22 protein-coding genes are annotated in these 24,439 nt (G+C 66.9%); 12 read left to right on the top strand and 10 right to left on the bottom strand.

What is annotated here, in order from left to right; translation table 11 throughout:
- Positions 1-65: 65 nt before the first annotated feature.
- The 5 genes from KF871_RS03635 to KF871_RS03615 all read right to left on the bottom strand — a co-directional run bounded on the left by KF871_RS03635 (position 66) and on the right by KF871_RS03615 (position 5,870).
- Positions 66-1,427, bottom strand: coding sequence for a CmpA/NrtA family ABC transporter substrate-binding protein (locus KF871_RS03635; protein ID WP_291138471.1), 1,362 nt, complete (start codon positions 1,425-1,427; stop codon positions 66-68).
- Between the two features lie 143 nt (positions 1,428-1,570).
- Entirely contained in the window at positions 1,571-2,263 is a 693-nt protein-coding gene (locus KF871_RS03630) for a response regulator transcription factor (protein ID WP_291138467.1), read from the bottom strand.
- Positions 2,260-3,480, bottom strand: a complete 1,221-nt coding sequence (locus KF871_RS03625) for a PAS domain S-box protein (RefSeq protein WP_291138463.1) — start codon at positions 3,478-3,480, stop codon at positions 2,260-2,262. Before KF871_RS03625 ends, KF871_RS03630 begins: the two co-directional genes overlap by 4 nt.
- Positions 3,481-3,621: 141 nt before the next feature.
- A complete protein-coding gene (locus tag KF871_RS03620; protein ID WP_291138460.1) occupies positions 3,622-4,572 on the bottom strand; it encodes a TerC family protein in 951 nt (316 codons plus the stop codon).
- Positions 4,573-4,796: 224 nt separating this feature from the next.
- The gene (locus tag KF871_RS03615) at positions 4,797-5,870 is read right to left on the bottom strand and encodes a homocysteine S-methyltransferase family protein (RefSeq protein WP_291138457.1); all 1,074 of its coding nucleotides are present in this window, start codon (positions 5,868-5,870) and stop codon (positions 4,797-4,799) included.
- Between the two features lie 71 nt (positions 5,871-5,941).
- On the opposite strand from KF871_RS03615, the gene KF871_RS03610 reads away from it, so the two are divergent.
- The 3 genes from KF871_RS03610 to KF871_RS03600 all read left to right on the top strand — a co-directional run bounded on the left by KF871_RS03610 (position 5,942) and on the right by KF871_RS03600 (position 8,783).
- On the top strand, positions 5,942-6,361 hold the full coding sequence (locus KF871_RS03610) for a rhodanese-like domain-containing protein (RefSeq protein WP_291138454.1): 420 nt from the start codon (positions 5,942-5,944) through the stop codon (positions 6,359-6,361).
- A complete protein-coding gene (gene recQ / locus KF871_RS03605; RefSeq protein WP_291138451.1) occupies positions 6,358-8,250 on the top strand; it encodes a DNA helicase RecQ in 1,893 nt (630 codons plus the stop codon). Before KF871_RS03610 ends, recQ begins: the two co-directional genes overlap by 4 nt.
- Positions 8,251-8,438: 188 nt before the next feature.
- On the top strand, positions 8,439-8,783 hold the full coding sequence (locus KF871_RS03600) for a hypothetical protein (RefSeq protein WP_291138448.1): 345 nt from the start codon (positions 8,439-8,441) through the stop codon (positions 8,781-8,783).
- 63 nt (positions 8,784-8,846) lie between these two features.
- Here KF871_RS03600 and KF871_RS03595 read toward each other — a convergent pair whose 3' ends face one another.
- The gene (locus tag KF871_RS03595; protein ID WP_291138445.1) at positions 8,847-11,234 is read right to left on the bottom strand and encodes an AAA family ATPase; all 2,388 of its coding nucleotides are present in this window, start codon (positions 11,232-11,234) and stop codon (positions 8,847-8,849) included.
- Positions 11,235-11,387: 153 nt separating this feature from the next.
- Here KF871_RS03595 and KF871_RS03590 point away from each other — a divergent pair, with 153 nt between their 5' ends.
- The 5 genes from KF871_RS03590 (at position 11,388) to KF871_RS03570 (ending at position 16,986) form a co-directional block, all read left to right on the top strand.
- Positions 11,388-12,587, top strand: coding sequence for a threonine ammonia-lyase (locus KF871_RS03590; RefSeq protein WP_291138442.1), 1,200 nt, complete (start codon positions 11,388-11,390; stop codon positions 12,585-12,587).
- 92 nt (positions 12,588-12,679) lie between these two features.
- Positions 12,680-14,140 carry a mechanosensitive ion channel gene (locus tag KF871_RS03585; RefSeq protein WP_291138439.1) on the top strand — a complete coding sequence of 487 codons (1,461 nt, stop codon included), beginning with the start codon at positions 12,680-12,682 and terminating at the stop codon, positions 14,138-14,140.
- 3 nt (positions 14,141-14,143) lie between these two features.
- Positions 14,144-14,566, top strand: a complete 423-nt coding sequence (locus tag KF871_RS03580) for a PaaI family thioesterase (protein WP_291138436.1) — start codon at positions 14,144-14,146, stop codon at positions 14,564-14,566.
- 59 nt (positions 14,567-14,625) lie between these two features.
- Positions 14,626-14,766 (top strand): hypothetical protein, encoded by a 141-nt coding sequence (locus KF871_RS03575; RefSeq protein WP_291138433.1) that lies wholly within the window; start codon positions 14,626-14,628, stop codon positions 14,764-14,766.
- A gap of 363 nt (positions 14,767-15,129) precedes the next feature.
- The gene (locus tag KF871_RS03570) at positions 15,130-16,986 is read left to right on the top strand and encodes a phosphoenolpyruvate carboxykinase (GTP) (protein ID WP_291138430.1); all 1,857 of its coding nucleotides are present in this window, start codon (positions 15,130-15,132) and stop codon (positions 16,984-16,986) included.
- 70 nt (positions 16,987-17,056) lie between these two features.
- On the opposite strand, the gene KF871_RS03565 is transcribed toward KF871_RS03570, so the two are convergent.
- Positions 17,057-17,596 carry a hypothetical protein gene (locus KF871_RS03565; protein WP_291138426.1) on the bottom strand — a complete coding sequence of 180 codons (540 nt, stop codon included), beginning with the start codon at positions 17,594-17,596 and terminating at the stop codon, positions 17,057-17,059.
- Between the two features lie 105 nt (positions 17,597-17,701).
- On the opposite strand from KF871_RS03565, the gene KF871_RS03560 reads away from it, so the two are divergent.
- From KF871_RS03560 to KF871_RS03550, 3 genes are all read left to right on the top strand, one after another.
- Positions 17,702-18,676 carry a LysR family transcriptional regulator gene (locus KF871_RS03560; RefSeq protein WP_291138424.1) on the top strand — a complete coding sequence of 325 codons (975 nt, stop codon included), beginning with the start codon at positions 17,702-17,704 and terminating at the stop codon, positions 18,674-18,676.
- A complete protein-coding gene (locus KF871_RS03555; RefSeq protein ID WP_291138421.1) occupies positions 18,673-19,482 on the top strand; it encodes a metallophosphoesterase in 810 nt (269 codons plus the stop codon). The genes KF871_RS03560 and KF871_RS03555 overlap by 4 nt, the downstream gene beginning before the upstream one ends.
- A gap of 70 nt (positions 19,483-19,552) precedes the next feature.
- Positions 19,553-19,975, top strand: coding sequence for a universal stress protein (locus KF871_RS03550; protein WP_291138418.1), 423 nt, complete (start codon positions 19,553-19,555; stop codon positions 19,973-19,975).
- Positions 19,976-20,038: 63 nt separating this feature from the next.
- On the opposite strand, the gene KF871_RS03545 is transcribed toward KF871_RS03550, so the two are convergent.
- Positions 20,039-20,689 carry a TetR/AcrR family transcriptional regulator gene (locus KF871_RS03545; protein WP_291138415.1) on the bottom strand — a complete coding sequence of 217 codons (651 nt, stop codon included), beginning with the start codon at positions 20,687-20,689 and terminating at the stop codon, positions 20,039-20,041.
- Between the two features lie 110 nt (positions 20,690-20,799).
- Entirely contained in the window at positions 20,800-21,717 is a 918-nt protein-coding gene (locus tag KF871_RS03540) for a LysR family transcriptional regulator ArgP (protein ID WP_291138412.1), read from the bottom strand.
- 126 nt (positions 21,718-21,843) lie between these two features.
- Here KF871_RS03540 and KF871_RS03535 point away from each other — a divergent pair, with 126 nt between their 5' ends.
- Positions 21,844-23,196, top strand: a complete 1,353-nt coding sequence (locus tag KF871_RS03535) for a D-amino acid dehydrogenase (protein WP_291138409.1) — start codon at positions 21,844-21,846, stop codon at positions 23,194-23,196.
- Here the strand turns inward: KF871_RS03535 and KF871_RS03530 are convergent.
- Positions 23,169-24,434, bottom strand: a complete 1,266-nt coding sequence (locus KF871_RS03530; protein WP_291138406.1) for an acyl-CoA dehydrogenase family protein — start codon at positions 24,432-24,434, stop codon at positions 23,169-23,171. The genes KF871_RS03535 and KF871_RS03530 overlap by 28 nt on opposite strands.
- Positions 24,435-24,439 lie beyond the last annotated feature (5 nt).

Below are 24,439 nucleotides of genomic sequence, written 5' to 3'. Positions count from 1 at the left end.
CAGCGCACCAGAAGTGAACGCGGTGGGCGTGATGCGTGCAACTTGGTGCACGCAACGGCACGCCTTCAACCGCGCGAGGCGATGGCAAACGACTTGAGATAGGCCTCGGGCTGGGCCGGGTCGAAGGTCTTGCCCATGATCACGTGCGTCTTGCTGTTGGCCGTGGGCGCGGTGAAGCCCAGCTCGCTCATGCGACGGCGCGCGTCGGTGGCCAGGAACACCTGCTCGGCCAGCTGCGCGTACTGGATGTCCTGCTTCACGTAGCCCCAGCGCTTCATCTGCGTGAGCATCCACACGGCCATGCTCTGCCACGGGAAGGGGTCGAAGTTGATGCGGTTGGGCTCGTTGCGCACGGCACCGAGGCCGTCGGCGAAGCGGCCCAGCAGCACCTGCTCCAGCACGGTGATGGGCTGGTTGAGGTAGTTGGGGCCGGCGATGGCGTTGGCCACGTCCTTGCGGTTCTCCATCTTCGAGCAATGAAGGGTGGAGCTCACGATGGCGCGGAACAGCGCCGCAAAGGTGTTGGGGTTGGTGTCCACGAAGCCGCGCGTGGCGGCAAAGGCGCAGCAGGGGTGGTTGTCCCAGATCTCGCTGGTGAGGGTGTGGATGAAGCCCACGCCGTCGAACACCGCGCGCTGGTTGAAAGGCTCGGCCACGATGAAGCCGTCGATGCTTTCGGCGCGCAGGTTGGCCACCATGTCGGGCGGCGCCATCACGCGCAGCTGCACGTCGGTGTCGGGGTTGAGCCCGTTCTCGGCCAGGTAGTAGCGCAACAGGAAGTTGTGCATCGAGTAGTCGAACGGGATCGCGAAGCGCATGCCCTTCCACTGCTTGGGGTCGCGCTTGTCCTTGTGCTTGACGTGCAGCGTGATGGCGTTGCCGTTCACGTTCTCGATGGCGGGCATGACCATGGGCGTGGCGTTGGCACCCAGGCCCATGCTGATGGCCAGCGGCATGGGCGAGAGCATGTGGGCGGCGTCGAACTCGCCGGCCAGCGTCTTGTCGCGCACCACCGCCCAGCCCGCGGTGCGGTTGAGCGTGACCTTTAGGCCTTCGCGCGCGTAGAAGCCCAGCGGGTCGGCGGCCACCAGCGGCGTGGCGCAGGTGATGGGCAGGAAGCCGATCTTGAGCTCGCTCTTTTCCAGCTTGCCCTTGTCCTGCGCCATGGCCTGCAGCGAGGCCATGGGGAACAGGCTGGCGATGGCGGCCATCGCCGTACGCCGGCCCACCGCCTTCAAAAAGGCGCGGCGCACCGGCGCCTGCGGCAGCAGGGCCTTGAGCAGGCTCTCTTCGAGCAGCGCGAGCCCGGTGGACTCTTCGGACGCCGCGGCATCGGCGATGTGCTCGGCCACGGTGTGGGGCAGGCCGCAGCCGCAGCGCAGCCGCAGGCGTTGGTCGGGCTCGTGGGATTCGGGCGTGGATTGCATGGGACACCTCCGTCGTTGAACTGGTGTCGGGACTTGCAATCGACAGGCCACGCCGGCCCGGGCAGCGACCGTCCGGCGAATCGCGGCAGTCTTGTCGGCGCCGACGTAGGGGCGCCCCTACAAACGGCGTCGACGATCCGTGATCAGGGCTGCGCGCGGTGCCGTTCGGCGTACAGCGCGAGCTCGACGTCGTTCTTGGTGCCGGTCTTTTCGAGGATGCGTGCGCGGTAGGTGCTCACCGTGTTGGGTGCCAGGCCGAGCTTCGCACCAATTTCGCTCACGGTCAGGCCCTGGGTCAGCAGACGGTAAACCTGGTGCTCTCGATGCGATAGCGACTCCGGCCCGGCCTGGGCGGTGCCACTGCCCACGGCAGCGGCCAGCGCTTCGGCCGTGGCGGGCGTGAGGTAGCGACCGCCGCCGGCGCACTTGCGCACCGCCAGCAGCATGTCGTCGGGGTCGGCGCTCTTGCTGAGGTAGCCGCAGGCACCCATGCGGATGCAGCGCACCGCGTACTGGCGTTCGGGGTAGGTGCTGAGCATGAGCACCGGCAGTTGCGGGTGCTCCTTGCGCAGGCGCTGCAGCACGTCCAGGCCATCGATGCCCGGCATGGCAACGTCGAGCAGCACGAGGTCCAGCCCCTCGACACCGCCAAGCGCGTAGACCTTGGCCAGCACCTCTTCGCCGTTCTGCGCTTCGGCCACCACGGTCACATCGGGCGCGTCGGCCAGGATCTGCTTGAGCCCCTCGCGCACGATGCGGTGGTCGTCGCCGATCAGCACGCGGATGGTGTCGGCCAGCAAGTCAAAGCGGCTGGCCTCGCTGAATTGGCTGTTCATGTGCCCTCCCCGGGCGCGGGCGCACTGGACAAGGCGATGCTCAGCTCCATGTGCGTGCCGCAGCCCAGGCTGCTGTGGATCCGGATGTCGCCCCCGAAGTGCCGCGCGCGTTCGCGCATGCCCATGACGCCATAGGCATTGGCGGATTCGAAGGCCTGCGGGGGTGCACCGACGCCATCGTCCTGCACCGACAGCTGCAGCAGGCCGGCGTGGTGACGGATGTGCACCGCCAGCCGACGGGCACGCGCGTGACGCCCGACGTTGGAGAGCATCTCCTGAAAGATGCGGAAGACGGCGATCGCCAGCGCCTCGGGCGGCTCGGGGGCGTCGTCCACGTCCATGCGCCAGTCGAGCGCCATTTCGGCACTGGCCACGAATTCCTGCGCCTGCCATTCGAGCGCCGCCCACAGGCCCTGGTGGTCGAGGATGCTGGGACGCAGGTCGGTGATGATGCGCCCCACGTTGTCGACCGCGCGCTCGATCAGGTGGCTCATGTTCTGGCACTTGCAGCGCATGCGCTCGCGCATGCCCTCGGCGTCTTCGGGGCGGCGCTGGGCCTGCTCGGACAGGCGCTTGTCCATCCAGTTGACGTCCATCTTGAGCGCCACCAGCAGGCTGCCGAGCTCGTCGTGCACCTCGCGCGCGATGCGGGTGCGCTCCTCTTCGCGAACGGCGTCGGTGCGGGCGGCCAGCTCGCGCACCTGATGCAGTGCCGTCTCCAGCGCGTGCGTGCGCTCACGCACACGCAGCTCCAGCTCGTTCTTGGCGGCACGCAGGGCATCGGCCGCGCGCCGGCGTTCGGTGATGTCGATGAAGGTGACCACCGCGCCCCGCACCTCGCCGCCGTCGACGATGGGGTGACTGCTGTACTCGACCGGAAACGCGCTGCCGTCGCGGCGCCAGAACACCTCGGTGTCGATGCGGCAGGGTTCGCCCTGGCGAAAGGCGTTGAAGATGGGGCAGTCTTCCACCGGGTAGGCCGCGCCGTCGGCGTGCGAGTGGTGGGTCAGCTCGTGCATGTTGCAGCCCAGCAGCTCGGCGGGTTCGTAGCCGATCATGCGCGCGCCGGCGTGGTTGATGAACACACACAGCCCATCCAGGTCGACACCGAACACGCCCTCCCCCGTGCTGGCCAGCAGCAAGCCCAGCGGGTCGCGCCAGGCGGCGGCCGATGGCGCTTCCGTGGTGCTGACGAGATCGGGCAGGTCGATGCGCATGCCCCAGGCTGAAGCAACGGACGTGCCACGGTGGTGCGCCGCGCTATGGCCAGCGCACCACCGATCCGCCGCCGGGCCGCCGCGAGGCGGATCAGCACCCCACGGGGGCAGCGACTCGTGCAGCGGCGGAGTGTGGGGGCCTCATGCGTTCGGTGCGGTCTTTGCGCTCCAGACCATGGTGATGGCCAGGATGCCCACCACCACCCCCAGCGACACCGCCACCGGGATCTTGAACACGTCGATCAGCATCATCTTGGTGCCGATGAACACCAGGATGACGGCCAGACCGTAGTTGAGCAGGTGGAACTTGCCCGCCACCGCTTGCAGCAGAAAGAACATCGCGCGCAGGCCCAGGATGGCGAAGACGTTGCTGGTGAGCACGATGAAGGGGTCGCGCGTGATGGCGAAGATCGCCGGAATGGAGTCGACCGCGAAGATCACGTCGGTGACGCCGATCAGCGCGATCACCATCAGCAAGGGCGTGGCGATGCGCTTGCCGTTCGCAATCGTGAAGAAGCGTTCGCCGTCGTAGCGCTCGCTCACCGGCATGAGGCGGCGCAGCAGCTTGAGCGCGGGGTTGTCGTCCAGGCTGGGCTCCTGCCCGGCGGCCCACCACATCTTGATGCCGGTGAGCACCAGGAAGCCGCCAAACACATAAAGGATCCAGTGGAACTGCGCCAGCAGCCAGCCACCCAGCAGGATCATCACCGTGCGCAGCACGATGGCGCCCAGGATGCCGATCATGAGCACCCGCTTCTGGTACGCCGGCGGCACCGCGAAGTAGCTGAAGATCAGCAGGAAGACAAAGATGTTGTCGACCGCCAGGCTCTTCTCGATCAGGTAGCCGGTGAGGAACTCCAGCGACTTCTCATTGGCCAGCGCGGTGGAGCCGGTGCTGTCCTTGATGGCCCACCAGAGCAGGCCGTTGAACAGGAAGCTGAGCGCGATCCAGACCATGGACCAGTTGAGCGCCTCTTTGACACCCACGGTGTGGGCGCCCTGCTTGCGCAGCAGCACGAAATCGACGAACAGGGCGGCCAGGACGAACGCGACGAAGACCAGCCACAGCCACAGTGGGGCAATGCTTTGCATGAAAGACCTCGGTTTGGTGTTGAACAAACACCCCAAGGTCTTGCCGCCGCCACCCGCTGGGTGGCTGGACGTTCCCGGCGACCGGCGTTGCCACCGGGCACGAATTGACGAGAACGCCGCGCCGCCGAGGCCTTGCTGCAAGCAGGGTGGCGGGCCGACTACTCCCCTTGAAGGGAAGCGCGATTGTCACCGACCCGGCAATGACCCGGGCCGGTGTCGGTTTTTCAGGCGGCTTCGCGGTAAAAGGCGCCGCGGTGGCGCGGCGCCAGCGGCGACACGCTGCGCTCGATGGCGGCGATGTGGTCGGGCGTGGTGCCGCAGCAGCCGCCGACGATGTTGACCAGCCCCTCGGCCGCGAACTCGTGCAGCAGGCGGCTGGTGACCTCGGGCGTTTCGTCGAAGCCGGTCTCGCTCATGGGGTTGGGCAGGCCGGCGTTGGGATAGCAGCTGATGAAGGTGTCGCCCGCGACCTTGGCCAGCTCCTGGATGTAGGGGCGCATGAGCGCCGCACCCAGCGCGCAGTTCAAGCCGACGGCCATGGGTTTGAGATGGCGCACGCTGGCCCAGAAGGCGCTCACGGTCTGGCCGCTGAGGATGCGCCCGGAGGCGTCGGTGACGGTACCGCTGATGATGAGCGGCAGGCGTTCACCGGTGGCCTCGAACACCTCGTCGATGGCAAACAGCGCCGCCTTGGCGTTGAGCGTGTCGAAGATGGTCTCGACCAGCAGCACGTCGGCGCCGCCTTCGATCAGCGCCTCGACCTGTTCGCGGTAGGCGGCGCGCAGCTCGTCGAAGGTGACGTTGCGCGCACCGGCGTCGTTCACGTCGGGGCTGATGCTGGCGGTCTTGGGCGTGGGGCCCAGGGCACCGGCCACGAAGCGCGGTTTGTCGGGGGTGGAAAACTTGTCGCAGGCGGCGCGCGCCAGGCGGGCCGAGGCCAGGTTCATCTCGCGCGCCAGGTGCGCCATGTCGTAGTCGGCCTGGGCGATGGTGGTGGCGCCGAAGGTGTTGGTCTCGATCAGGTCGGCGCCGGCGGCGAGGTAGCCCTCGTGGATGCTGGCAATGACGTCGGGACGGGTGAGGCTGAGCAGCTCGTTGTTGCCCTTGACGTCCTTGGGAAAATCCTTGAACCGGTCACCCACCGCGCCGGGGCCCGCATAGCCCTCGCCGCGGTATTGCGCCTCGCCGAGCTTGAAGCGCTGGATCATCGTGCCCATGGCGCCATCGAGGATGGCGATGCGTTGCTCGAGGATGGCCGGCAGGGCCTGGGCGCGGGTGTAGGTGGCGGTGGAATCCATCGCGCGATTGTAAGAAGCGCGATCTAGCCGCAAGGGTGGTGGGGGCAGCGCATGCCCGACAATACGCGCCCATGAAGCACCTGACCCCCAAGGAAGCCTGGGCCTGGCTGCAGGCCGAGACCGAACGCCGCACCGCGGCGGGCCAGGAGCCGCCGCTGTTCGTGGACGTGCGCATGGAGATCGAATCGCTCTATGTGGGCCGCCCGCCCGGCGTGGAAAACATCCCCTGGTACGAATACCCCGACCTCACGCCCGACCCCGAGCGCTTCGCACGCACGGTGGCCGACGAGGCCGGCACGACCGGGCGGCCGGTGCTGCTGATCTGCCGCAGCGGCAAGCGCACGCTGGATGCAGCGCGCGCCCTGGAGGCCGCTGGGTTCACCGACGTGCAGCACGTGGTGCATGGCTTCGAGGGCGAGCTCAACGACCAGTTCAAGCGCTCCAGCATCAACGGCTGGCGCTTCGACGGTCTGCCCTGGGAACAGATGTGATCGATATCGCCGACGGCGCCGAGACGCAGGAGGCCTGCCTCGACGTGCTGCGCGAGGTGTTTGGCCATGAGGCTTTTCGCGGCCCGCAGGCCGAGATCGTCAGGCACGTGAGTGAAGGTGGCGATGCGCTGGTGCTGATGCCCACCGGCGGCGGCAAGTCCATGTGCTACCAGGTGCCGGCCATCGTTCGCGAGCGCGCCGGGCGTGGCGTGGCGGTGGTGGTCTCGCCGCTGATTGCGCTGATGCACGACCAGGTGGGCGCGCTGACCGAAGCCGGCGTGAGCGCGGCCTACCTCAACAGCAGCCTGTCGCTGGACGAGGCGCAGCGCATCGAGCAGCAGCTGCGCCGTGGCGAACTGACCTTGTTGTACGTGGCGCCCGAGCGCCTGCTGACGCCGCGCTGCCTGGCCATGCTCGACAGCCTGCACGAGCAGCAGCGGCTGAGCTTGTTTGCCATCGACGAAGCGCACTGCGTGAGCCAGTGGGGCCACGACTTCCGGCCCGAGTACCGCGAGCTGGCGGTGCTGCCCGAGCGCTTTGCCGGCGTGCCGCGCGTCGCGCTGACCGCCACCGCCGATGCGCTCACCCGCGCCGACATCGTCGAGCGGCTGCAACTGCAGTCGGCGCGCACCTTCGTGAGCAGCTTCGACCGGCCGAACATCCGCTACGTGCTGGTCGAGAAGAAGGACGCCAGCGCGCAATTGCAGCGCTTCATCCGCGACGAACACAGCGACGCCAACGGGCACGACGCCGGCATCGTGTACTGCCAGTCGCGCCGCCGTGTCGAAGAGGTGGCGGCCTTGCTGCAAAGCGCCGGCTTCAAGGCCCTGCCTGACCACGCGGGTCTCGACGCTGCGCTGCGCCAGGCCAACCAGGACCGCTTCCTGCGCGAAGACGGCGTGATCATGGTGGCCACCATCGCCTTCGGCATGGGCATCGACAAACCCGACGTGCGCTTCGTCGCCCACCTCGACCTGCCCAAGAACATCGAGGGCTACTACCAGGAGACGGGCCGTGCCGGGCGCGACGGCGAACCCGCCAACGCCTGGATGGCCTATGGCCTGCAGGACGTGGTCAACCAGCGCCGCATGATCGACGACAGCCCGGCCGGCGACGAGTTCAAGCAGGTGCTGCGAGGCAAGCTTGATGCGTTGCTGGCGCTGGCCGAAACCAGTGAGTGCCGGCGCGTGCGCTTGCTGAAGTACTTCGGCGAAGACAGCGAAGCCTGCGGCAATTGCGACAACTGCCTGAACCCGCCCGAGCTGTTCGACGCCACCGAGCCCGCGCGCAAGCTGCTCTCTTGCATCTACCGGGTGCAACAGGCCAGCGGACACAGCTACGGTGCCGGCCACATCATGGACATCCTGCGTGGCAAACGCACCGACAAGGTCGCACAGCACGGCCACGACACGCTGAGCACCTTCGGCATCGGCGCCGACTGGGGCGAAACGCAGTGGCGCGCGCTGCTGCGCCAGCTGATCGCGGTGGAGGCGGTGCGGGTGGACGACGCGCCCTACAACACGCTCAACCTGGCCGATGGCGCGCGCGCCATCCTCAAAGGCGACGCCGAGGTGCGCCTGCGCATCCAGGCCGAGCGCGCGCCCGCGCGCTCACGCACCAGCCGCAGCCGCGCCAACGCCGAGGTCGATGGCCCGCCCATGAGCCTGGCCGAGCGGGAGTGCTTCGACGCCCTCAAGGCCTGGCGCGCGCAGGTGGCACGCGAGCACAACCTGCCGGCCTATGTGATTTTTCACGACGCCACCCTGCGCGCCATCGCCCGCCGCCAGCCCGCCAGCCTGTCCGATCTGGACGGGATCGACGGCATCGGGCAGAAAAAGCGGGCCGCCTACGGTGATGCCGTGGTGCAGGTGGTGAGTGCTTTCATTTAAGCCCTCAAGTTCAAACCGCCCCAGCCGAAAACCTCTGTGTGACATGCCCGACCGCCCGTCGGGCTACCGCCTGTCATACATCTCCCGCCGCTCAAGCCGCCCGCGCCCCTGCCGATGTAGGAGTCAGGGGAACGACCCGTTCCCGACCAGACACGCAGGCTCACAGAAGCGGCTCAAGGAGTGCGGCAATGTTTTTTCGACTTCCCTGGTTGGCCAAGCGCAAGACGCCCAGCTACCACGACACCCAGGTGCTTGAACTCGACTACCTCGTCGATGAGTTCCATGCCGCCATGGCCGACATTCAGGACCCGCTTCGCGCACGCCTGCACGCGGCGCTGATGACCTGTCAGACCCCCAAGGAGCTGTGGTTCCTGCGCGGCAAGCTGTTCAGCCTGATCTCCAAGCACCACCACGAAGGCGAAGCCAACCGCCGCCTGGGTCGCCTTGATGCCAAGCTGCGCTTCTTTGTGGAGAACCACCCCGACTACGACGCGGACGAACTGCCCAGCAAGCCGATGGCGCTCGTGCACTGAGCGGCGCATCCCCAATGAAAAGGCCACCCTCGGGTGGCCTTTTTGCTGGGCGCTGAGCGCGACTCAGTGCATGAAGCCCATCGAGCGCGACTCGCGCACCTCGGGCTTGATGCGGTGCTCGGCCTCGAGCTGGTCCAGAAACTCGTCCGGCGCCATCGTGGTGCCCAGGATCTCGGTCTGGCGCTTCACGGCCGCAAAGTCGCCGGGGCACAACTGCTCCAGCAAGCCGAGACGGCGCTTCACGCCGTCGTCCAGGCGGTTGTGGTCGCCTTCGAGCGCCTCCACCACGAACATGGTCTCGCGCTGGGCGCGCGTCAGCGGTTTGAAGTGGATCTTGAAGGTGAAGCGCCGCAACGCCGCCTGATCGATGCTGTCCATCAGGTTGGTGGTGCAGATGAAGATGCCCGCATAGCGCTCCATGCCCTGCAGCATCTCGTTCACCTCGGTGACCTCGTAGGTGCGCTGCGCGCCACGGCGGTCCTGCAGAAAGCTGTCGGCTTCGTCGAGCAGCAGCACCGCGCTTTCGGCTTCGGCGTCACGGAACATGGCCGCCATGTGCTGCTCGGTCTCGCCCACGAATTTGCTGACCAGGTCGCTGGCACGCCGGATCATCAAGGGCCGCCCCAGCTGCTGCGCCAGGTGCTCGGCCAGCGCCGTCTTGCCGGTGCCGGGTGCGCCATGGAAACACAGGCAGCCGTGACCGCGGGCCTTGAGCGCCTCGATGATGCGCGGCACCGGGTGGCGCGACTCGACGTTGAGCATGTCCAGGCTGTACTGCGTGACGCTGGGCCGGGCCACCGAGTCGGGCGCGCGACCCAGCGCATGGTCTGCATGGCGCAGCTGGCGCTCGATCAGGTCGTCGAGCACCGGCGCAGAAGCCTGTTTGGTGCTGCGGCGCCCGGCGGTGCGGGTCGGGGCCGCCGCCAGTTGCGCAAAACGCACCGCGGTGCGGATCTGTGCCGGCGTGAGCCCTTTGCGCTCGGTCAGCCGGGCCACCAGGGCATCGCTGACCTGCACGCCATCGAGCGTCTTGCGCACCAGTTGCTCGCGCGCACCGGGCGGCGGGCTCTTGAGCTCCAGGTGATACGCAAACCGGCGACGGAAGGCCGGGTCGATCTGTTCGATGCGGTTGGTGATCCAGATGGTGGGCACCGCGTTGGACTCGAGCACCTGGTTCACCCACGCCTTGCCGCTGACCGAATGGCTGTGCGGGGCGGGAACCTGTTCGGCGCGCGCCATGAATTGCGCGGCCTCGCTGGAGATGGGCGGGAAGACGTCTTCGACCTCGTCGAACAACAGGGCCGACTGCGCCGTGCCCTTGAGGAACACCTGCGCGATCTGCAGTGAACGGTAGCGGTCGCGCCCGGACAGGGCGTTGCCGTCGCGGTCGGCGTATTCCACTTCGTACAAGGCCAGCCCCGCTGCATTGGCAACCACGCGGGCCAGTTCGGTCTTGCCGGTGCCGGGCGGGCCGTACAGCAGCACGTTGACGCCGGCCTCCTTGCGGGCCACGGCCTCGCGCAGCAGGCCGCAGAGCAGGCGCACGTCATCGGCCACGTAGTCAAAGTCGGTCGGCAGCAGCGTGGACTTGGCCGCCGGCCGGGTGAACACGGCCATCAGCTCGCTTTGCGAGCGGTACTCGCGCATGAGCACCGGCGGCAGCTTTTCGCTGACCTTCATCAGGTCGGCCAGATCGGTGATGTTGTGCTCGGAGATCAGGTTCTCGACCATGCCGATGCGCTCAAGGCGCGAACCGGCGCGCAGCGCCTCGCCCACTTCGCTGGCCTTGACGCCAGCCACGTCGGCGATCGCGGCATAGGCCTCGGGCGCGTTGTTGACCTTGAACTCGACCAGGATGGAGCGCAGGTCGCGCTGGTACCGCGCCAGCGTGCCGTAGAGCAGCAGCGCACGCTCGGCGCGGTTCAACTGCAGCAAGCCCGCCAGCGCGTCGATGTTTTTCTCGACCAGGGTGCTCTGCTTCTTGAGCGCCTGGCTCAGCCAGTCGCCCGTCACGGCCAGCACCGACAGCAAGTCCTTGGGGGCTTCCTTGGCGTATTCGTCGAGGTAGAAGAACAGCGTGCCTTCTTCATAAGGACCCCGCCAGACGCCGTAGCGGTCCATGAAGGCGCCGGTGGCCAGTTTGTCGTGACCGCTCCAGAGGTCGTTGTCCCGGCAACGGCGCTGCAGGAATTCGCGCAGACGTTGCAGCACGGTGTGCGGCCAGACCAGGTGACGACCCGCCAGCGACAACAGCGTATTGAGGTCGCGCCGCACATTGAAACGCGGACCCTGGCGTGCCGCCAGCGTCAGCACGAAGTGCGAGCACATGAGGTCGAGCACCGGTGCCTGGCGCAGGCCGTGTGGCACATGCAAACGTCCTTCGCCCACGCCGGCGGGGCGCACCTCCTGGGTGCGGGTTGTCGTGCCGGACAGCAGTGGCCGTTTGCTCATGCAAAGACCTCCTGGGGGGTATGGGGGTTCAACGCCAGAGGTGCCAGAGCACCCCCTTTGCGGCGCACCATAACGCAGCTTGATGCGCGATGGAAGTGCGTGATGACGGGCGTTTCGGGGCTTTTTCCACAATTGCCGCGCCACAATCGCGCCATGATCCAGATCGACGACATACGGCGTGCGGCACAACGCCTCGACGGACAAGTGCTGCGAACCCCCTGCGTGGAATCGCGCACGCTCTCGCAGCTGACCGGCTGCCAGGTCTTCCTCAAGTTCGAGAACCTGCAGTACACCGCTTCCTTCAAGGAGCGAGGTGCCTGCAACAAGCTCAGCCAGCTCACGGCCGACGAACGCGCGCGCGGCGTGATCGCAATGAGCGCAGGCAACCATGCACAAGGCGTGGCGTACCACGCGCAACGGCTCGGACTGCGCGCCGTCATCGTGATGCCACGCTTCACCCCAGGTGTGAAAGTGGAGCGAACCCGAGGCTTCGGCGCCGAGGTGGTGCTGCATGGCGACACCCTGGACGAGTCCCGCGCCCACGCCCGCCAGCTTGCGGCCGAGCAGGGGCTGGTGTTCGTGCACCCCTACGACGACGAAGCCATTGTGGCCGGCCAGGGCACAGTGGCGCTGGAGATGCTGGCGGACGTACCCGACCTGGACACGCTGGTGATCGCGGTGGGCGGCGGCGGCCTGATCGCCGGCATGGCCACGGTGGCAAAGGCCCTGCGTCCGGGCATTGAGGTGGTGGGGGTACAGACAGAGCGCTTCCCCGCCATGGTCAATGCCATCAAGGGGACCCATCTGCCCCAGGGTGCCAGCACCATTGCAGAGGGCATTGCGGTGGGCACACCGGGTGAGGTGAACGTGCCCATCGTGCGCGAACGGGTCGATGACCTGCTGCTTGTGGACGAGGGCGACATCGAGCAGGCGATCGTGATGCTGCTCGAGATCGAGAAGACGCTGGTCGAAGGCGCCGGTGCAGCCGGTCTGGCGGCGCTGCTCAAGCACCCCAGGCGATTTGCGGGGCGGCGGGTGGGTCTGGTGCTCTGTGGCGGCAACATCGACCCGATGCTGCTGGCCTCGATCATCGAGCGCGGCATGGTCCGCGCAGGCCGTCTCGCGCGCATTGCCGTCAGTTCGCGCGATGTCCCCGGCAGTCTCGCCCGCATCACGGCGCTGGTGGCCGAAGCGGGCGCCAACATCGACGAGGTGCATCACCAGCGTGCCTTCACCCTGTTGGCGGCGCAGAACGTGGAGATCGAGCTCGTGCTGCAGACCCGCGGACGGGAGCACGTGCAACAAGTGATCGACAAGCTCAGCGCCGCGGGCTTCTCTGCCCAGGCGCAGTGACTTCCCCGCGGGCACCTGCCCGCATTTGACGCGCGGCCGATGCGTCTGCATGATGCCCCGGCCGATTCACCACCACGACAGGAGGACGCGTCATGGACACCACTGCCCTGTGGAGCGCGCTGCAAAGCAGCTTCGGAAATCACATCCCCCAATTGCTCGGCGCGCTCGCCGTGTTCGTGATCGGCTGGTTTGTGGCCGTGCTTGTTCGCGCCGCGGTGCGCCATGGGTTGGGCCTCGTCGGCGTCAACCGGCGTTTTGGCGAGCTCACCAGGACGCAGATGGACATCGAGGGTGGCGTTGCCCTGGCGCTGTTCTGGGTGGTGCTGCTGCTGACCCTGGTTGCGGTCTTCAACGCGCTTGACCTGACGGTCGTGTCGGGACCGTTCTCTGCCTTCACCACCCAACTGTTCGACTACGCGCCGCGGCTGTTGGCCGGTCTGGTGCTGGCGCTGGTGGCCTGGCTGGTCGCCAGTGTGGTCCGCACGGTGGCGCAGAAGCTGCTGGACCGCACGTCGCTGGACGAGAAGCTGTCCGCGCACGCCGACATGGCCCCGATTGGCGAAAGCCTGGCGGGTGCGCTCTTCTGGTTGGTGGTGCTGCTGTTCCTGCCGGCCGTCCTGGGCGCTCTGCAGATGCAGGGCCTGCTGGACCCGTTGCGCGACATGGTGGCCAAGACGCTGGACATGCTGCCCAACGCACTGGCCGCCTTCATCATCGGTGGGGTGGGCTGGATCGTGGCCACGGTGCTGCGTCGCCTGGTGACTTCCTTGACCCGAACGGCGGGCATAGACCGCCTGGGCAGTGAGGCCGGTCTGGCCAGCTCGGTGCAGCTGTCCAATGTGGTGGGGCTGCTGGTGTTCGTGGTGGTGTTCCTGCCCTCGCTGATTGCGGCACTGGACGCGCTGAAGGTCGAAGCGATTTCGAAACCGGCCACCGACATGCTGGGCATGATGATGTCGGCCGTGCCGGACATCATTGCGGCGGGACTGATTCTGTTCGTGACCTGGATCGTCGCGTCGTTTGCGACGCGCCTGCTGGCCAGCCTGCTGGCGGCGCTGGGCTTCGACACGCTGCCGCAACGCATCCAGATGGCGCACGCGTTCGAGAAGACGGCGGCGTCGGTCGTGGTCGGACGCGTGGCCCTGTTCTTTGCCATGCTGTTTGCCACGGTCGAAGCCGCGGCCCGACTGGGTTTCGATCAGGTGAGCGACATCGTGTCCAGCTTCATCCGCTTTGGCGGCGATATCCTGCTCGGGTCGGCGATTCTGGTCATCGGCTTCTGGCTGGCCAATGTGGCCTACGAGGCCATCGACCGCGCCAGTGGCGCCAACACCAAGGGGTTGGCGCGCATCGGGCGCTTCGCCATCCTGGCCTTGGTGGTGGCCATGGGCCTGCGTGCCATGGGTATCGCCGACGACATCGTCAATCTCGCCTTCGGCCTGACGCTGGGTGCGATTGCGGTGGCGGTGGCACTCTCGTTCGGCCTCGGCGGACGCGAAGCCGCCGGCAAACTCATGGACCATTGGCTCGCGCGCTGGCGCAAAGAGGAGTAATGCATGCAGGCATCGGCGGATGCGGAAATGGACACCTTGCAGGGGGCGTTGGCCGAGTACTTCGCGCCCTGGGTGCAGGCCCTGGGCTTGCGCGTGGAAGGCCGCGATGACACCTCCGTCACCCTGCGCCTGCCGCAGAGTGACCAACTCAGCCGCGTGGGTGGCATGTTGTGCGGGCAAGCCATGATGGCCGCTGCCGACACGGCCATGGTGCTGGCGCTGATCGGCCATTTCGGGGCCTTTCGCCCATGCACCACGGTGCAGATGAACACCAGCTTTCTCAAACCTCTGTCGCAGCAGGACGCGCTGGTGCAGGCCACGGTGATCCGCGCAGGCAAGAGCCTGGCCTTCGGCGAGATCGACATCCGTGGGGCGAACGATGGCAAGAGCATCTGCCGTGCGACCACGACCTACGCCCTGCTGTAGGCCACCGCGCCATTTCCACTAAAATCGCGCGTTTTGACGTCACCGTACCGGAGCAATCCATGGCCCACCACGAGCATCACACCCCCGAGCAGACCGACGACGTGGTCGAGTCCATCACGCCGCTCATGCCCATCGTGCTGCCCATCGCCGGTGGCGTGCTGATGTTCCTGCTGGCCTTCATTGCGGTGATGATGGCCTGAGCCCGGCGCCTACCCGCTCCAGGGCCGACGGCGCGCACAGCGTCTCGGCCCTTTGTTTTGGGGTCTTTCGTTTGCATACTTACGCACTTGGGCGCGCCAACTGCATCACGTTATGCGGGTTTTGCATGTAACCAGGCTGTAACCCGAAGGCCCCCCACCTAAAATTCGCCCATTGGCCGATACGCGCCCCCGTATGTGGGTCCAAACGACCCAACGCCGGGCATCCGCTTTGCGTGCTCACCGCCCCGCAACCCGGCGCCGACCGACCCGATTCGCCGCCCAAGGCCAGCCTCGATGACAGCCGCAGATGCGGCTGTTGGCGTCTTGGGCCGCCGCTGGTTTTCAACCTCTGGAGTCTGTCCGATGAACTCACCCGTGATGCAGGGCCTGGCCCTCAACACCCCCGCCTACGTCAAGCACGCGCGCCTGATTGCGTGGGTGGCCGACATGGCGGCCCTGTGCAAGCCCGACCAGATCGTCTGGTGCGATGGCAGCGATGCCGAGTACGACCGCCTGTGTCAGCAACTGGTCGACGCCGGCACCTTCAAGCGACTCAATCCGGCCAAACGTGCCAACAGCTACCTGGCCAGCACCGACCCATCGGATGTGGCCCGTGTCGAAGACCGCACCTTCATCTGCTGCGAACGAGAAGAGGACGCGGGCCCCACCAACAACTGGAAAGCGCCGGCCGAGATGCGCGCCACCCTGCAACCGCTGTTTGACGGTTGCATGCGCGGTCGCACCATGTACGTCGTGCCGTTCAGCATGGGCCCGCTGGGCAGCCCGATCGCCCACGTCGGCGTGGAGCTCTCGGACAGCGCCTACGTGGCGGTGAATATGAAGCTCATGACGCGCATGGGCAAAGCGGTGTTCGACGTGCTGGGCACCGACGGCGACTTCGTGCCCTGCGTGCACACGGTCGGCGCGCCGCTGCAGTCCGGCCAAACCGACCAGACCACGTGGCCGTGCAACCCGACGCTCAAGTACATCGTTCATTACCCCGAGACGCGCGAAATCTGGAGCTACGGCTCCGGCTACGGCGGCAACGCGTTGCTGGGCAAGAAGTGCTTTGCCCTGCGCATCGCATCCACCATGGGTCGCGAGCAGGGCTGGCTGGCCGAGCACATGCTCATCCTGGGCGTGACCAACCCCGAAGGCAAGAAGTACCACGTGGCTGCGGCCTTCCCCAGCGCTTGTGGCAAGACCAACTTCGCCATGCTGATCCCGCCCAAGGGCTTCGAGGGCTGGAAGGTGACCACCATCGGTGACGACATCGCCTGGATCAAACCCGCTCAGGACGGCAAGCTGTACGCCATCAACCCCGAGGCTGGTTACTTTGGCGTGGCCCCGGGCACGAACTCGCTGACCAACCCGAACTGCATGGCCAGCCTCAAGAGCGATGTGATCTTCACCAACGTCGCCCTCACCGACGACGGTGATGTCTGGTGGGAGGGCATGGGCGAAGCCCCGGCGCATGCGATCGACTGGCAGGGCAAGGACTGGACGCCCCAGATCGGCAAGGAAACCGGCGCCAAGGCCGCCCACCCCAATGCGCGCTTCACCGTTGCAGCGACCAACAACCCAGCGCTCGACAGCGCCTGGGACGACCCCAAAGGCGTGGCCATCGACGCGTTCATCTTCGGCGGCCGTCGCTCGACCACCGTGCCCCTGGTGACGCAGGCCCGCGACTGGACCGAAGGCGTCTACATGGCGGCCACCATGGGTTCGGAAACCACCGCAGCGGCCTTTGGCGCGCAGGGTGTGGTGCGTCGCGACCCGTTCGCCATGCTGCCGTTCACCGGCTACAACATGAGCGACTACTTCCAGCACTGGCTGGACCTGGGCGCCAAGCTGCAAAGCCAGGGTGCGCAGCTGCCGGGCATCTTCTGCGTCAACTGGTTCCGCAAGGATGAGAACGGCAAGTTCGTGTGGCCGGGCTTCGGCGAGAACATGCGCGTGCTCAAGTGGATGATCGATCGTCTTGAGGGCCGTGGCGAAGGCGTGGAGCACGCCTTTGGCGTGAGCCCGCGCTACGAAGACATCCAGTGGAACGGACTGGACTTCACCCGCGCGCAGTACGCCACCGTCACCGGCATCGACAAAGGCGCCTGGGCCAAGGAACTCGATCTGCACGCCGAGCTGTTCCAGCAGTTGGCTTACCACCTGCCGCAGGCACTGCAGGACACCAAGGCGCGCATCGAGCAACGCCTGGCCGCCTGATCGGCTCAGGCCTGGACAACAAAAAGGCCACCCTTGGGTGGCCTTTTTGCATTGCGCCGACGTCAGAGCATCAGATGTAGAACAGGTGCGCGTTGCGGCTGCGGCTCTCCGACAGGCGCTCCCAGTAGCTGGGGCTGCGCACGGCCGAGTGGGGCAGCCCGATCGGGGCCAGCGCGTCGCTGAAGTCGTTGCTGGCGACCGCGGACTCCACTTCCTCTGCTTCGTCGCGGCTGCGGGCAGCGACCAGCTCGCTCATGAGGCGGGGATCCTGCTTGGCCAGTTCCCACAGGCGCATTTCGGCGCGGGCTTCCGCCATCGAGCGCGACCAGCCGTCCAGAGCGACCACGGCGCGACGGGCAACCCGGCGGGCGCTGTCGGCAAACAGGGCGATGCCGCCGAAGATCAGGGCCCAGAGCATCACCCAGGCCAGCATCAGATGTCCGTCGGCCCACGAATCGATGACCTGGTCGGCGATGACCACCAGGGTGGCGACAGCGGCAGCGAGCAACAGCGCGCTCAGGCGGCGGGCGCCTTCGGGTGAGCTGGGAGCGGAGGGCAGGCGCGGCGCGCGGACAGGTGACAGCGATGGGGCGGAGAGAGTGGTGCTCATGGCAACTCCTTGAAGGGACACCCGGTGGGGTGGATGGCGAGAATATAGGGTTAACCCTGGTATCTCACCACTTTATTTTGATGATGGATACCATTCGTCTCTGTGATGAAAACACCCAACTTCCGGACCCTGGACCTCAACCTGCTGCGCGTGTTCGATGAGGTCATGAGTGAGCGCAACCTTACGCGGGCAGCCGCGAATCTGGCGATGACGCAACCGGCGGTGAGCAACGCCATGCGACGTTTGCGCGAGTTGCTGGGAGACGAATTGCTGCGCCGCTCGGGCTTTGGCGTGGAACCCACGCCAGCCGCCCAAGCCATCTGGCCCGCCGTTCGGGAGGCTTTGGCCCTGCTGCGGGGGGTGCTGTCACCCGGGGACTTCGACCCTGCGTCGGCCGGCAACACCTTTCACCTCGCCATGGCCGACGCCACCGGGGCCAAGCTGGTGCCGGCATTGATCGACATCTGCGAGCTCGACGCTCCCGGGGTGAACCTGCGTGTGCTGCCGCTGACGACGCGTGATCCGCGCGAGTGGCTTGACAACGGCACGGTGGACATTGCCATTGGCCACTTTCCGGCCGTGATCGCCGAGCTGGGCGCCTTGCAGCAGCAGGACGAACTGCCGCGCTTCGGCTTCGAGCGTCTGTATGACGGTCAGTACGTGGTGGTGATGCGTCGCGGCCACCCGCTGGCGGGTAAGCCGCTGTCGCTGGACACGTATTGCCAGGCGCGGCACCTGTTGGTGAGCTTTTCGGGCAAACCCTTCGGCTTCGTCGACGAGGCCCTGGCAGCGCGGGGGCGCACGCGCCGCGTGGTGCTCACGGTCAACCAGTTCTTCACCGCCGGCCGCGTGGTGGCCACCACCGACCTGCTCACGGTGCTGCCGCGCCACTTCCTGTCGGCCACCGGCATGGAAGACGAGCTCGCCATCACCGAGCTGCCCTTGCCTGTGCACGATGTGCATGTGGACGCACTGTGGCACCGACAGCGCCAGCACGATGCAGCGCATCAGTGGCTGCGGGAGGCGGTATCGCGCGCCGCGAGGGTGGAACTCGCGGCCACAGCCACAATCGATCCATGAAGATTCAGTTGTTGAGCGACCTGCACCTGGAGGCCAATCCCGACTTCCAGGCCCGGCCCGCACCCGACGCCGACCTGCTGGTGCTGGCTGGCGACGTCGGCTCCTACCAACGTCGGCGCGATGGCACCACCATGGCCGAAGCCGACTGGGGCCTGCGTCGATTTGCCAACTGGCCGGTGCCTGTGCTCTTTGTGCCGGGCAACCATGAATACGACGCGCTCGATGTGGACACGGCGCTCTCCCAGCTGCGCACCACGTGCGACAGGCTCGGTCTGCGCTGGCTCGACCGCGAGACCTGGGTCTGGCGTGGCGTGCGCTTTGTCGGCGCTACGTTGTGGACCGACTACGACGCCGTCCGCCCACCTGGCACGGATCGGCTCGTGCAACGGGAGAAGGCGTTTCGGGCGGCCAACCACTACCTGAGCACCATGGGCAGCACACGCCGGGGCGCACCATTCGATGCCGCGGCCATGCGCGAGCTGGGCCTGGACGCGCAGGCCTGGTTGCGCAACGCGCTGGCCTCCACCCATGATGGCCCCACGGTGGTAGTGACCCACTTCGCGCCGACCCTGCACAGCGCCGATCCGCGCTACGGCCTCACCCCGGGCACGGCGGGCTTTTGCAACGCGCTGGACGATTTGCTCGAGCACGCCGATCTGTGGCTGCATGGTCACCTGCATTGCCCGACCGATGTGCGCGTTGGCCGGTGCCGCATCAAGGCCAATCCGCTGGGGTACCACGCCAAGGGCGAGCAGGCCGCTTTCGACCCCTTGTGCACGGTGGCGCTGCCCGACGCGGCGAGTTGATGGGGCGCAAACGCAGACGCCAACCCGGCCCGTACACTCGCCGGACTTACACCAACCTAGGAGATGCGCGATGAAGATCCTGCTGGCTGTTGACGGCAGCACCTACACCAAGAAGATGCTGGGCTATCTGGCCGCGCACGACGAACTCTTCGGCACTCGGCACCAATACACCACCATCACGGTGCAGGCGCCGCTGCCACCCCGGGCACGCGCGGCAGTGGGCGCCGACATCGCCAACGGCTACTACGAAGACGAGTCCAACAAGGTCACCGCGCCGGTGACCAAGTTCCTCCAGCGCCACGGCATCGAGCCGAAGGTGATCCACAAGGTGGGCGCCCCTGGCGAGATCATTGCCAAAGCGGCCAACGCCGGCAAATTCGACTTGGTGATCATGGGCTCGCATGGCCATGGCGCACTGGGCAACCTGGTGCTGGGTTCGGTGACCACCAAGGTCCTGGCCCATGCCAAATCGCCGCTGTTGATCGTGCGCTGACCTGCACGCGCGGAACGCAAAAGGCCGCCCAAGGGCGGCCTTTTGCATGGGCGATCTGTGCCACTAACGGGCGCGCAGCCCTTCAAAGCAGGTCGACAGCACCAGGTCCACGATCTGCTCGCGGTCGAACAGGCCACCGGTCTTGAGAAAGCCCAGCACCGGGTCGCATGCCCGCGCATACAAGGTGTAGAGCACCGCGATGGGTGGCAGCGCCGGGTTGAGACTGCCGTCCGATTGCGCGGCACCAATCCATTCGCCCAGCTGGTCGCTGACTTCCATCAGACCATCCATGTAGGCCTTGTTGTCGATGAGCGCCGTGCGCAGCGTCGAGTTCTCGCTGGGCAGGGAGGGCATTTCGCCGTCAAGCTGAACTTCCATCGTCCAGCGCGCCACCGCCTTCAGTTGCTCGATCGGCGCCACGGCCGACAAGCCTCGGCGTTCGGCGATGAACGCCCGGGCGCGCTCCATCACGCGCACCATGGCCGCCGCGGCCAAATCCTCTTTGCTGGGAAAGTGCTTGTACAGGCTGGCCTTGGCAATGCCTACCTCGGCCGCCACCTCATCGACCGTCATGGCTTCGTAGCCCTTCTCGGCCAGCAGGCGGTTCACCGTGGTGATGATTGCGTCCTCGCGCGCCTGGTGCATGCGCTCGCGAAAGCTGCGCCGCGGCGCAGCCTTGGCGGGGGTGTCGGAGGCGGAAGCGGAAGCAGACATGGTTGGCAGGGAGCGACCCGTGACGAAGCGTCCGATTCTGCCCCAGCGCAACCGTGGCGTCGATTCGAAGACTGTTTGGTCTGGACGGCGACAGGGAGGTTGGCGCCGGTTCACCCGGTGGGCCTCAACTGCAATGCCGCCGCCGCACGCAGTGCGCCCGACAGGCCATCCAGCACGTCAGAGCTCAGGTTCCAGCAATGCCAGTGCAAGGCAACGCCCAGACGCCGGCCTGGCGCGAGGTCCACCAGGTCGCCGCGCTCGATCAGGCCGCGCACCAGCAGTTCCGGCACCACACTCACGCCCCAGCCGGATAGCACCGCCCGCACCTGCCCCTCGCTTGTGGGAACGAAGCGCTGCTTGAGCACCACATGCGACAAGCCGAAGGTCTGCTCGACAAAGGCGTGCTGCAGGTGGTCCTTGCGGTTGAAGGCAATGAAAGGCAGGCGGTGAAAGTTCTGCGTGGTCAGCCCGTTCGGGCAATGTGCGCGCACAAACGCAGGCTGCGCGATCAGCACATAGTCCATCACACCCAGCGGCTCCATGCGGCAGCCCCTGAGCGGTTGACCCAGCGAGGTGACACAGCCCAGCACCTGGCCCTCGCGCAGCCATTCGTGGGTGAATTCCTGGTCGTCCGCAATGATCTCGATCGGCAGGCCGCCGCAGGCCAGCCCGTCCAGCGCCGGCAAGGCCCAGGTGGCAATGCTGTCGGCGTTGATCGCCACGGAAATGCGCTCCTCGCCACGGCCGGTGGCCGCGGTGCTGGGCGCCAACTCCTTGAGGTCTTTCTCCAGATCGGCGCGCAGCAGCCGCATCATCTTGGCGTGCTTGATCATGAGCTGCCCCGCCTGCGTGGGCTTGAGGGGGCGGCTGCGAACGATGAGCACTGTGCCCACCTGGGCCTCCAGGGCGCGCAGACGCTGCGACACGGCGGACTGGGTGATGGACAGGCGTTTGGCGGCCCGCTCGAACCCCCCTTCTTCCACGATGGCGGCCAGGCATTCGAGGGCGTCGGGGTCAAAGGTGCTCATCGAAGGATCGCCTGTGCGTGCTTTCATCAGCAAAACTGATGGATCGGATTTTGCTTGAATCTGCCTTCACTGCGGGCGGGGATTTCCCGACACTGCGGGCATCGCGAATCCGTCTGGAGTTCCTCCATGAAAGTCACTGTTCTGGGCGCCGGCATCATCGGCGTCAGCACCGCCTGGCACCTGCTGCAGCGTGGGCACGACGTCACGCTGGTGGATCGGCAGCCCGATGCCGCCCTGGAAACCAGCTTTGCCAACGCTGCGCAGATTTCGGTGAGCTACTGCGAACCCTGGGCCAACAAGGACGCGCCGCTCAAGGCCCTGAAGTGGATGTTCTCGGCCACCTCGCCCTTGCTGTTTCGCCCGCAGATGGACCCGGCCCAATGGCGCTGGGGCCTGCAGTTCCTGGGTCAGTGCAACGACGCTGCCTTCGAACGCAACGTGGCGCAGATCGTGGCCCTGGGTGCGTACAGCCACGCCGCGCTCAAGGACGTGGTGCGCGAGACCGGTATCGACTACCACCGGCTTGAACGTGGCATCGCGCACTACTTTGTCGACCAGGCTTCGTTCGAAGGTGCGGCCCGCGCAGCCGAGCTGATGGCCCGCCACGGCGTGCAGCGTCGGGTCGTCTCGCGCGAGGAGCTGCTGCGCATCGAGCCCGCCCTCTCGGCCTTTGCCGATCGCATCGTGGGCGGCACCTTCACCGAAAGCGACGAGTCCGGCGACGCGCGCATGTTCACGCAACAGCTGGCCGCACTGTGTGCGCAGCGTGGGGCGCAGATGCTGTTTGGCCACGACATCGAGCGCATCGACACCGCGGCCGGCGCTGTGAGTGCGGTGCATGTGCGCAACCGCGACACCGGTCTGCTCAGCGCGCTCAAGGCCGATGCCACCGTGGTGGCCTGCGGCTCCTACACCACCCCGCTGCTGGCGCGCATCGGCGTGCGCGTGCCCATCTACCCCGGCAAGGGCTACAGCGCCACGCTGCCGCTGCTCAAGCCCGAACGCGCCCCGTTCGTGAGCATGATCGACGACAGCCTGAAGATCGCCTTCTCGCGCCTGGGCAACCAGTTGCGCGTGGCCGGCACCATCGAGCTTGGCGGCTTCGACCTCTCGCTGGACACGCCGCTGGCGCGTCGGCGCTGCGAGATGCTGGTGCGCCGCATCGAGGAGGTGTTTCCGGGCGTGGCCGACACGCGCCTGCCGGAAGAAGGTGGCAACCCGCAGTTCTGGACCGGCCTGCGCCCGGCCACGCCGACCAACATCCCCATGATCGGGCGCCTGCCCGTCAAAGGGCTGTGGATCAACGCCGGGCACGGCACGCTGGGCTGGACCCATGGTGCTGGCTCGGGCAAGGCGCTGGCCGAGCTCATCAGCGGTGAGCGCCCGGCCATGGCCTTCGGGTTTCAAGGCATCGATGCCGACGCGCGCACGACACGCGTGGCGCAAGGCGCTCAGGCGTCCTTCTCGCCGGGTTCGTAAAGCGTCTCGCGGCCCATGCGGTCGACGATCAGCTCGGCCGTCCAGGGCAGCATGAGCGAGCCGCAGCGGCTGTCGCGGTAGAGCCGCTCCAGCGGCAGGTGCTTCATCATGCTCTGGCCACCGCAGGTGCGGATGGCCAGGCGTGCGATGTCGTTGGCGCCTTCCATCACCGAGTGGTGCGCCGCGTACAGGCGCAGCTTCTCGTCCTTGCCCGGGTTGGGTCGGGCTTCCTGGATGGCGCGCACGAACAGGCTCTTCATGGCCTCGAGCTGGATGCGCATCTGGGCCACGGCGATCTGCTTGGTGGGGTACTGGCGCCGTTTGACCGGTGGCTCACCCGGCACCTCGCCGCGCAGGTACTGCACCGTGAAGTCGTAGGCCGCATTGGCCAGGCCCAGGTAGGTGGGCGCGAGCGTGAAGAACATGGCCGGCCAGGTCTGCGCGCCGACGAAGTAGATGCCGCGCGGCATGAGCTGCTCGGCGTCGCTCACGAACACGTCCTTGAACAGCAGGTTGCGGCTGACCGTGCCGCGCATGCCCAGCGGGTCCCATTCGCCCGAGATGGTCAGCCCTGCGCTGGTGGCCGGCACGCTGATGTACATGGTGTCGCGCGGATCGGGGTCCTTGCCCTCCACGTCTTCGGTGCACAGCACGCCGTAGTAGTCGGCCGCGCCCGACAGGCTGGCGAAGATCTTGCGGCCGTTGACCAGCCAGCCACCGTCGACCTTCCTGGCCGTGGTGCCAAACGGCGCGCGCCCGGCCGCCGCGGCCGAGCCTTCGCTGAAAGGTTGGGCGTAGATGGCGCCATCATTCACCACGCGCTGGAAGTGCAACTCGCGACGCGCAGCGTGCTCGCTGCGCTGGACGTCGGTCATGGGAATGCCGTCGGCCAGCACGCCGGTCCACATGGTGCTGCAGATGTGCATGTTCCACGTCAGTGCCGTCGCTCCGCAGAAGCGACCGATCTCGGCCGCCACCATCATGTAGGTCGGGTAGTCGGCGCCCAGGCCACCACGCTCCCTGGGCACGCACAGGCGCAGAAAGCCCGCGTCACGCAAGTCGTCGTAGTTGGCGAAGGGGAAGCTGGCCTCGCGGTCCCATTGGGCCGCGCGGGGCGCGAACTTCTCGCGGCCCAGGCGGTTGGCCACGGTCAGCAGCTCGCGCTGCAAGGGGGTGAAGGCCATGTCGCCCACGGCGGGGGTGAAGTCCAGGCCGGTCGGTTGGGGGTCGCGGTGCATGCGTG

The sequence above is a fragment of the Hydrogenophaga sp. genome, assembly GCF_019635465.1.
Classification (GTDB): domain Bacteria; phylum Pseudomonadota; class Gammaproteobacteria; order Burkholderiales; family Burkholderiaceae_C; genus Hydrogenophaga.
This window is presented reverse-complemented; position numbering and strand designations above follow the sequence as displayed.